The organism is Aeromonas sp. HMWF017, assembly GCF_003061465.1.
In the GTDB taxonomy this organism is placed as follows: Bacteria; Pseudomonadota; Gammaproteobacteria; order Enterobacterales; family Aeromonadaceae; genus Aeromonas; species Aeromonas veronii.
In genome coordinates, this window is the sequence record NZ_QAJD01000102.1 from 1 (window position 1) to 7,433 (window position 7,433).

The following is a 7,433-nucleotide window of genomic DNA, read 5'->3' on the forward strand; positions in this document are numbered from 1 at the left end:
GATCTACACCCATGTGGCCAACGAGCGACTCAAGGCGCTGCACGGTGAGCACCACCCCAGAGCCTGAGTTGTTGGCCTTTCAAAAACAAAAAACCGCCAGCAGGCGGTTTTTTTATCTCTACACGACAGGAGATGGCGCTTATTTCCCTTGCTGGGATTTCAGCAGATCGCGGATCTCGGTCAGCAGCTCCTGATCCTTGGTTGGGCCTGCCGGGGCGGCGGCTTCCTCTTCCTGCTTCTTCTTGAGGGTGTTGATGGCCTTCAGTCCCATGAAGATGGCAAAAGAGATGATCAGAAAGTCGATGATGGTCTGGATGAACTTGCCATAGGCGATAACTACGGCGGGTGTTGCACCTTCTGCGGCCTTCAGGGTGACCGCCAGGTCGCTGAAGTCTACGCCGCCCAGGATCAGGCCGATGGGCGGCATGATCACGTCACCGACAAAAGAGGAGACAATTTTGCCGAAGGCGGCACCAATGATGATACCGACCGCCATGTCGATGACGTTGCCGCGGGCGGCAAAGGCTTTGAACTCTTGAATCAGACTCATTATTTCCTCCGAAATTAAACAAGATAGCGCGTTGATTACCCTTGCCAAAGGGCGAACTCTTGTCAGGAAAAACAGAGGCTAAGCCGCGTTATTCCTGTCGTCCTGACTAGCTTGCGGGCGTTATGAGTCCTTGGCAATCGGGGGGAACCATTTTTTTGGTACAAAGTGATATTAATTTTTTGGTAAGTAGCTGGTTGAATGATGAGCTGTGCTGCTGTAGTTTGCTGGGTCGATTCATTCATACCACGTGAGTAAACAAGTGAAGTATTTACTACTGGGAATGATGCTTTTGTGCACATTTTCTGCCAGAGCGGGGATGGATACCCAAGCCTTGAAACAGACCATCACGGCCCGGTTGGGGGTCCCCGTCTATCTGGTTGAACCGACCCCGATCGCAGGGTTGTATATGCTGGGCACCTCGCAGGGGGTGCTCTACAGCGATGCCAAAGGGGATTATGTGGTGCAGGGGGTCATGCTGGATATGACCCGCGACATGAAGAACCTGACCATCTCGGGTATGCGCGAGCAGCGCCGACTTGGCTTGGCACAGGTGGCCCATGCCCCCATCGTGCTCAAGGCCCGGAATGAGCGTCACCGGGTCGCACTGTTTCTCGGCGAGCAGGACGCCAAGCGCCGTCAGCTCTCCGGCACCTTGCAACACCTGCAGGCATCCGGGGTGAGCGTGGCACTATATCCGGTGATTGATCACGCCGAACGGGCCACAGACTGGTGCAGCGATCCCCTGCTGCAAAATGATCCGTTAAAAGCCTATTTGCCTCAAACAGCATGTAGTGAGACCCTTATCCAAAATATTGGCCTGAGCCAATGGTTGGGGGTCAAGGTACTGCCGGCCTGGGTCTCCTCCGACGGGGATCTGGTGCGCGGGTATCAGAGCCCCGAACAGCTGCTCAAGATACTGGATAATTTTGATGCCTCTGCACATTCGTCGTCGTCCGCGAGTTGATGATTCCCATCTGCCTGCCACCCTGCATCCCCTGCTTCGCCAAATCTTCGCCAGCCGTGGCGTAGAGGATCCCGCCCTGCTGGAGCGCAGCGCCAGCCAGCTGTTGCCGCCCCAGCGCCTCTATGGCATGGAGCAGGCGGTGCCGCTGCTGGCGGATGCCCTGACTGCCCAGAAACGGATCCTTATCGTCGGCGACTTTGACTGCGATGGTGCCACCAGTTCGGCGCTGTGTGTGCTGGCCCTGCGCGCCATGGGCGGTCGCCACATCGATTTTCTGGTGCCCAACCGCTTCGAGTTTGGCTATGGCCTCACCCCCGAAATTGTCGAGCTGGCGGTGGCCCGCGGCGCCGAGTTCCTGATCACGGTAGACAACGGCATCTCCAGCATCGCCGGGGTGGCGGCAGCCAAGGTGGCCGGCATGCAGGTACTGGTTACCGATCACCATTTGCCGGGTCAGGAGCTGCCTGACGCCGATGCCATCGTCAACCCGAACCAGCACGGTTGCGACTTCCCCTCCAAGTCGCTGGCCGGGGTGGGGGTGGCCTTCTATCTGATGGCGGCCCTCAACACCCATCTGCGTCAGCTTGGCTGGTACGAACGGCAAGGGCTACGCGCCCCCAATGTGGCGGATTACCTCGATCTGGTGGCCCTCGGCACGGTCGCCGACGTGGTGGCGCTCGATGGCAACAACCGCATTCTCGTCCATCAGGGGTTGCAGCGGATCCGGGCCGGGCGCTGCCGCCCCGGCATTCAGGCGCTGGTGGATGTGTCGGGCCGCGATGGTCGCCGTCTCACCGCCGCCGACCTCGGCTTTGCGCTGGGGCCGCGCCTCAACGCGGTGGGGCGCCTCGATGACATGTCCCTCGGGGTCGCCTGTCTGCTCTGTGATGACCTCAATCTGGCGCGCCAGCTTGCGGCCGAGATGGACAGCCTCAATCAGGAGCGTAAGGAGATCGAGCAGGGGATGCAGCAGGAGGCCCTCGCCACCCTGGAGCAGATCCGTTTTCGCGACGGCGAGGTGCCGTCGGGTATAGTGCTGCATCGGGACGAGTGGCATCAGGGGGTGGTGGGGCTGGTGGCCTCCAAGGTGAAGGAGAAGTACTACCGCCCGGTCATCGCGTTTGCCGAGAGCAGCGAGACCGAGCTCAAGGGCTCCGGCCGCTCTATCCCCGGCGTGCACCTGCGCGATGCGCTGGAACTGCTCGATACCCGCCATCCGGGCCTGATGGGCAAGTTTGGCGGTCACGCCATGGCGGCGGGGCTGACCCTGCCCAAGGCCAATATCGAGGCGTTCGGTCGGGCCTTTGAGGCGGTCATCAGCGAGCTGGTGACGCCGGAGCTTTTGACCGGGGTACTGCTCACTGATGGCGAGCTGCTGCCCGATGAGCTGAGTCTGGAGCTGGCGGAGCTGATCCGCGCCTCCGGCCCCTGGGGCCAGGCCTTCCCCGAGCCACTGTTTGACGGCGAATTCGTGCTGGTACAGCAGCGGCTGGTGGGGGAGAAGCACCTCAAGATGATGCTGACCACGGATTCCGGCCATGCGGTGGATGCCATCGCCTTCGGCGTCGATCTCAAGCGTTGGCCCGATGCCTCGGTCAAGCGGGTGCGGCTGGTCTACCGGCTCGACGTCAACGAGTGGCGCGGCAACCGCAGCGTGCAGCTGCTGGTGGAGCATCTGGAGGCAGCCGGTCTTTGAGCCGGTAGCATCGCTGCTCTATCGCCGCTTTATCACAGATAGCGCTGACAACGGCCACCCTCGGGTGGCCGTTTTTGTTGGCGGATCTCTGGAAAAGGGCGTTGACCTGTCTATAGCTTCACAGTTTAAGCTCGTCTCTATCGGGTCACCTGAGGGCCCGCACCGTGAGTTATTGCCATGAAAATATCCGAACTGGCCCGCCGCTGCGGCCTCGCCCGCTCCACCCTGCTCTATTACGAGAAGCTGGGGGTGATTGCCGGCACCCGGGCCGCCAACGGCTATCGCCACTACGACGAGGGGGATCTGCAGCGGCTGCAGATGGTGCAGGCCCTGCAGGCTGGTGGTCTCAGCCTCAAGCAGTGCCTCGCCTGTCTGGCTGGCGAGATAGATCAAGCGGCATTGCAGGCCCGGGTCAGGGAGCTGGATGAGGAGCTGGCGCGGATGCAGCGCGCCCGGGATCTGTTGGCGGATCTGGCAGGGCTGCGCCCGCGCTCCGGTGAGGAATTCAAGGCCTGGCAGCTGCAACTGCAGCGCGAGGCACCGGAGGCCTACTTCGCGTGGGTGATGAAACAGGGTTTTAGCGAGAAAGATCGCTACCACTTGCAATGGTTGAGCAAAGACATGAATGAACATGAGCGTTACATCAAGGACTTTATCCAGCTGCTGGATGGCATGAGTTACTGGGGGCCGGGGGATCGCGCCTTCACCCAGCAGCAGTTTGCCGCCTTGCCCATCCGGCCGCGCCGGATCCTCGACATGGGCTGCGGGCGCGGTGCCTCGACCATGGCGCTGGCTCAGGTGACCGATGCCGCCATCGTAGCCATCGATCTGGAAGAGGAGGCACTGGCCGCCGTGGCGCACTCCGCCCGTGCAGCAGGCTTTGAGCATGTCTCCACCCTCTGCGCCAACATGGCGGCACTGCCGGACGATCTGGCCCCGGCCGACCTCATCTGGGCAGAGGGGAGCGCTTACGTGATGGGGGTTGCCAATGCGCTGAAGGCGTGGCGTCCGCTGCTCGCGAGCCCGCAGGCTTGCATCGTGCTCAGTGATGCGGTCTGGCTGACCGATAACCCGCCCGAGGAGGCATTGGCATTCTGGCAGCAGGATTATCCCGCCATGCAGACGCTGGCGGGCCTGCTTGAGACGATACAAGCGGCAGGCTACCGCTGCCTGTCGCACACTCCCTTGCCGATGAGCGCCTGGAACAACTATCTGGACCCTATCGAGGTCAATCTGGTGCGCTATCGAGACGAGCTGGGGGAGAGTGCCGCCTGGCAGGACTTGAGCCGGGAAGTAGCCATCCACCGCCAATATCTGGGCAGTTACGGCTATGTGATCTGCTGCCTGCAGGCGATGTGAAGAGGATGGCTATTGCCATTGAGGGTGAGCCAGTGATCGGACGGGGGAGCAGATGCTCCCCCATTTGTTTTAGTTTTTAAATGCCAAGTTCAGTGATAATTGAGTGTTTAGTGCTGATTTGCATGATTAGGTGAATATCAAAATCCAATAAAGCGATGGCTTGTGATATATTTATCCCCGCATTCCTGTCATCCCTGAAGGAGCTCGATCCTTGCCTCTTGCCAGTCGCTTACCCCCAAGCCGCATACAGCACGGTGCAATGGCCTTTGCCATCGCCTGCATTCTGTGGCTCGCTGCTTTTGCCGCAGCTGGGCTGAGCGCCGTTTCGCAGGGGCCATCTGCCGGGGCGACGGCGGGGATGGCACTGCAAGACCCGATCAACCAGCGTCTGGTCGACACGGTCGGCTTGCTGCCGGGCAACCAGTGGCGCCACGGGGTCGAGCAGGGGCGGCGGTTGGCGAAGGAGCGGGAAGGCCATCTCTATCAGATGCTGCTGGCCTGGTTCCAGTACGACATCCTCGGCCTGCTCTGTGGCCTGCTGTTCTTTGTGCCGCTGATCTATGTCAGACAAGCTTGTGGCCACGTTGGCTATCTGCATAAACGGCAACTCTGCGGCCACTATCTGCAATTTCGCTTCTGTCACGGCGACTAGCTCACCCGGCTGGCGGACGCTCATCCACGTTTTCACACGGCTTTTAACGCTCCCGATTGACTGACGGGGCAGGTTGACACCTGCTGCCTGCGCTCTATCGTCCGGTACTGCGTCCGCGCTTTCTGTTGTTTCGTCCATGCTGCTGGCCATCGGCCAGAGGCAGACTTTCTCTTTGCGCAAACACCTGGTGAGCACACCTATGGACTACTACCTCAACCTGTTTATTCACTCAATCTTTGTCGAAAACCTCGCCCTGGCCTTCTTTCTGGGGATGTGTACCTTTCTGGCCGTCTCGAAGAACATCAACACCGCCTTTGGCCTTGGCATGACGATCCTGGTGGTGATGGTGATCGCTATTCCCCTCAACAACTTGATTTACCGCCATATCTTGCGGGCAGGCAGCACCTTTTTCGGCGAATTCGATCTGGGATTTCTCGATTACATCATCTACATCGGGGTGTTGGCGGCGCTGGTGCAGGTGATGGAGATGGTGCTCGACAAGTACGTTCCGGCGCTCTATCAGGCGCTCGGCATCTATCTGCCGCTGTTGACGGTGCACTGCGCCATCTTCGGCGGGGTGATGTTTATGGCGCAGCGGGATTACGATTTTGCCGAGTCGCTGGTCTACAGCGCAGGCTCGGGGCTTGGCTGGCTGCTGGCCATTGTCGCCATGGCCGGGCTGCGCCAGAAACTGAAGTACGCTGATGTACCCGAGGGGCTGCGGGGCATCGGCATCACCTTTATCGTGGCGGGGCTGATGTCCCTCGGCTTTATGTCCTTCTCAGGCATATCGCTTTGATTGGAGATGAAAAAAACGAGGCGCCTGCGGGCGCCTCGTTTTTTATCGGGGATTGCGGATTGGCGTTACAGCTCGCGGGCCCAGGGGTGAGCCTTGGGGCGCAGCGCCAGCGCCAGACCCAGCAGCAGCACGGTCAGGCCGTAGAGGGGCCAGCTGCCAAAGCGCATGTAGGGGGTCTCGCCGTGGGCAGGACGCACCTCGCTGCGCAGCACGCCCGCTTCAAACTGCGGGATCTGGCCGATGATGCTGCCATCGATCTCGGTCACGATAGTGATGCCGGTGTTGGTGTCCCGCAGCAGTGGACGAGCCAGCTCCAGCGCGCGCATCCGGGCGATCTCCATATGTTGCCAGGGACCGATGCTGGTGCCGAACCAGGCGTCGTTGGAAACAGTCAGCAGGAAGTCGGTATCGGCATTGACGTTGCGGCGCACTTCCTCCGGGAAGATGATCTCGTAGCAGATGGCGGCGGCAAACTTGAGCCCCTTGGCGATCAGGTTGGGCTGCACTTCGTCACCCCGGCTGAAGGAGGACATCGGCAGGTTGAAGAAGGGGGCGATGGGGCGCAGCAGATCTTCAAATGGCACGAACTCGCCGATGGGCAGCAGGTGGTATTTGTTGTAGCGGTTGGAGTGGTTGTAGAAGTAGGACTCCTTGCCATCCGCATCCTGCACCCCCATGCCGAGCACGGTATTGTAGAAGCGCTGTTGCTGCTCGTCGTAGTGGATGATCCCCGCCAGCAGGCCGGTATCGTTCACCTTCATCGCCTTGTCCAGATTCTCCAGATAGGGGCCCATCGCCTTTTCGATAGCCGGGATCGCCGATTCCGGCCAGACGATGATGTCGGCATCCTGATTCTCGCGGCTCAAGTCCTGATAGGTGCGCACCGTGGGGGCCAGCGCCTCCGGATCCCACTTGAGGGACTGGGCGATATTGCCCTGCACCAGCGCCACCTTGATCGGCTCGCCACGGGTGACCCAGTTGAGCTGCATCAGGCCGTGGGCACCGGCCACCAGCAGGGCGGGCACCGCCAGCCAGAGCGGGGAGCGGGACTTCCACACCAGCCAGATAGCGGAAGCGGAGAACAGCAGAGCAAGGGTGATGCCCTGCACCCCGAGAATGGGGGCGAAGCCCTTGAGAGGGCCGTCGATCTGGCTGTAACCAAACCAGAGCCAGGGGAAGCCGGTCATCACCCAGCCGCGCAGCCAGTCAGCGACCAACCACAGAGCTGGGAAGGCGAGCAGCCAGCGGCTCCAGTGACGGCCGCCAAAGAAGCGGGCAAAGACCCAGCAGGCGAGCGTCGGGTAGAGTGCCAGATAGGCGGAGAGCCCGGCCAGCAGCACGAAGGCGACCGGCAGCGGGATGCCGCCAAACTCGGTCATGCTGACGTGGATCCACCACAGGCCCGGCAAAAAG

General features: G+C 60.8%; 7 protein-coding genes. 5 read left to right on the plus strand and 2 right to left on the minus strand.

Annotation, left to right across the window (positions count from 1 at the left end):
- Window positions 1-139: 139 nt before the first annotated feature.
- Complete coding sequence (gene mscL / locus DBR30_RS09910; protein WP_047438040.1) at window positions 140-550, minus strand: large-conductance mechanosensitive channel protein MscL; 411 nt, start codon at window positions 548-550, stop codon at window positions 140-142.
- A 316-nt stretch (window positions 551-866) separates the two neighbouring features.
- Here mscL and DBR30_RS09915 point away from each other — a divergent pair, with 316 nt between their 5' ends.
- The 5 genes from DBR30_RS09915 to nqrE all read left to right on the plus strand — a co-directional run bounded on the left by DBR30_RS09915 (window position 867) and on the right by nqrE (window position 6,020).
- Window positions 867-1,514 carry a disulfide isomerase DsbC N-terminal domain-containing protein gene (locus DBR30_RS09915; protein ID WP_108542155.1) on the plus strand — a complete coding sequence of 216 codons (648 nt, stop codon included), beginning with the start codon at window positions 867-869 and terminating at the stop codon, window positions 1,512-1,514.
- Complete coding sequence (recJ, locus tag DBR30_RS09920; protein ID WP_108542156.1) at window positions 1,480-3,210, plus strand: single-stranded-DNA-specific exonuclease RecJ; 1,731 nt, start codon at window positions 1,480-1,482, stop codon at window positions 3,208-3,210. Before DBR30_RS09915 ends, recJ begins: the two co-directional genes overlap by 35 nt.
- 177 nt (window positions 3,211-3,387) lie before the next feature.
- A complete protein-coding gene (locus tag DBR30_RS09925) occupies window positions 3,388-4,569 on the plus strand; it encodes a MerR family transcriptional regulator (RefSeq protein WP_108542157.1) in 1,182 nt (393 codons plus the stop codon).
- Window positions 4,570-4,828: 259 nt separating this feature from the next.
- Window positions 4,829-5,221, plus strand: coding sequence for a hypothetical protein (locus tag DBR30_RS09930; protein WP_258224378.1), 393 nt, complete (start codon window positions 4,829-4,831; stop codon window positions 5,219-5,221).
- A 199-nt stretch (window positions 5,222-5,420) separates the two neighbouring features.
- Window positions 5,421-6,020, plus strand: a complete 600-nt coding sequence (gene nqrE, locus DBR30_RS09935) for an NADH:ubiquinone reductase (Na(+)-transporting) subunit E (RefSeq protein ID WP_076493655.1) — start codon at window positions 5,421-5,423, stop codon at window positions 6,018-6,020.
- Window positions 6,021-6,085: 65 nt separating this feature from the next.
- Here the strand turns inward: nqrE and lnt are convergent.
- Window positions 6,086-7,433, minus strand: a 1,348-nt coding sequence (gene lnt, locus DBR30_RS09940) for an apolipoprotein N-acyltransferase (protein WP_258224380.1), incomplete at its 5' end; no start/stop codon positions are given.

What these genes read in the sequence shown, in the direction of transcription:
- mscL (WP_047438040.1), bottom strand. Translation starts at nt 550, where the DNA reads ATGAGTCTGATTCAAGAGTTCAAAGCCTTTGCCGCCCGCGGCAACGTC.
- DBR30_RS09915 (WP_108542155.1), top strand. Translation starts at nt 867, where the DNA reads ATGGATACCCAAGCCTTGAAACAGACCATCACGGCCCGGTTGGGGGTC.
- recJ (WP_108542156.1), top strand. Translation starts at nt 1,480, where the DNA reads ATGCCTCTGCACATTCGTCGTCGTCCGCGAGTTGATGATTCCCATCTG.
- DBR30_RS09925 (WP_108542157.1), top strand. Translation starts at nt 3,388, where the DNA reads ATGAAAATATCCGAACTGGCCCGCCGCTGCGGCCTCGCCCGCTCCACC.
- DBR30_RS09930 (WP_258224378.1), top strand. Translation starts at nt 4,829, where the DNA reads ATGGCCTTTGCCATCGCCTGCATTCTGTGGCTCGCTGCTTTTGCCGCA.
- nqrE (WP_076493655.1), top strand. Translation starts at nt 5,421, where the DNA reads ATGGACTACTACCTCAACCTGTTTATTCACTCAATCTTTGTCGAAAAC.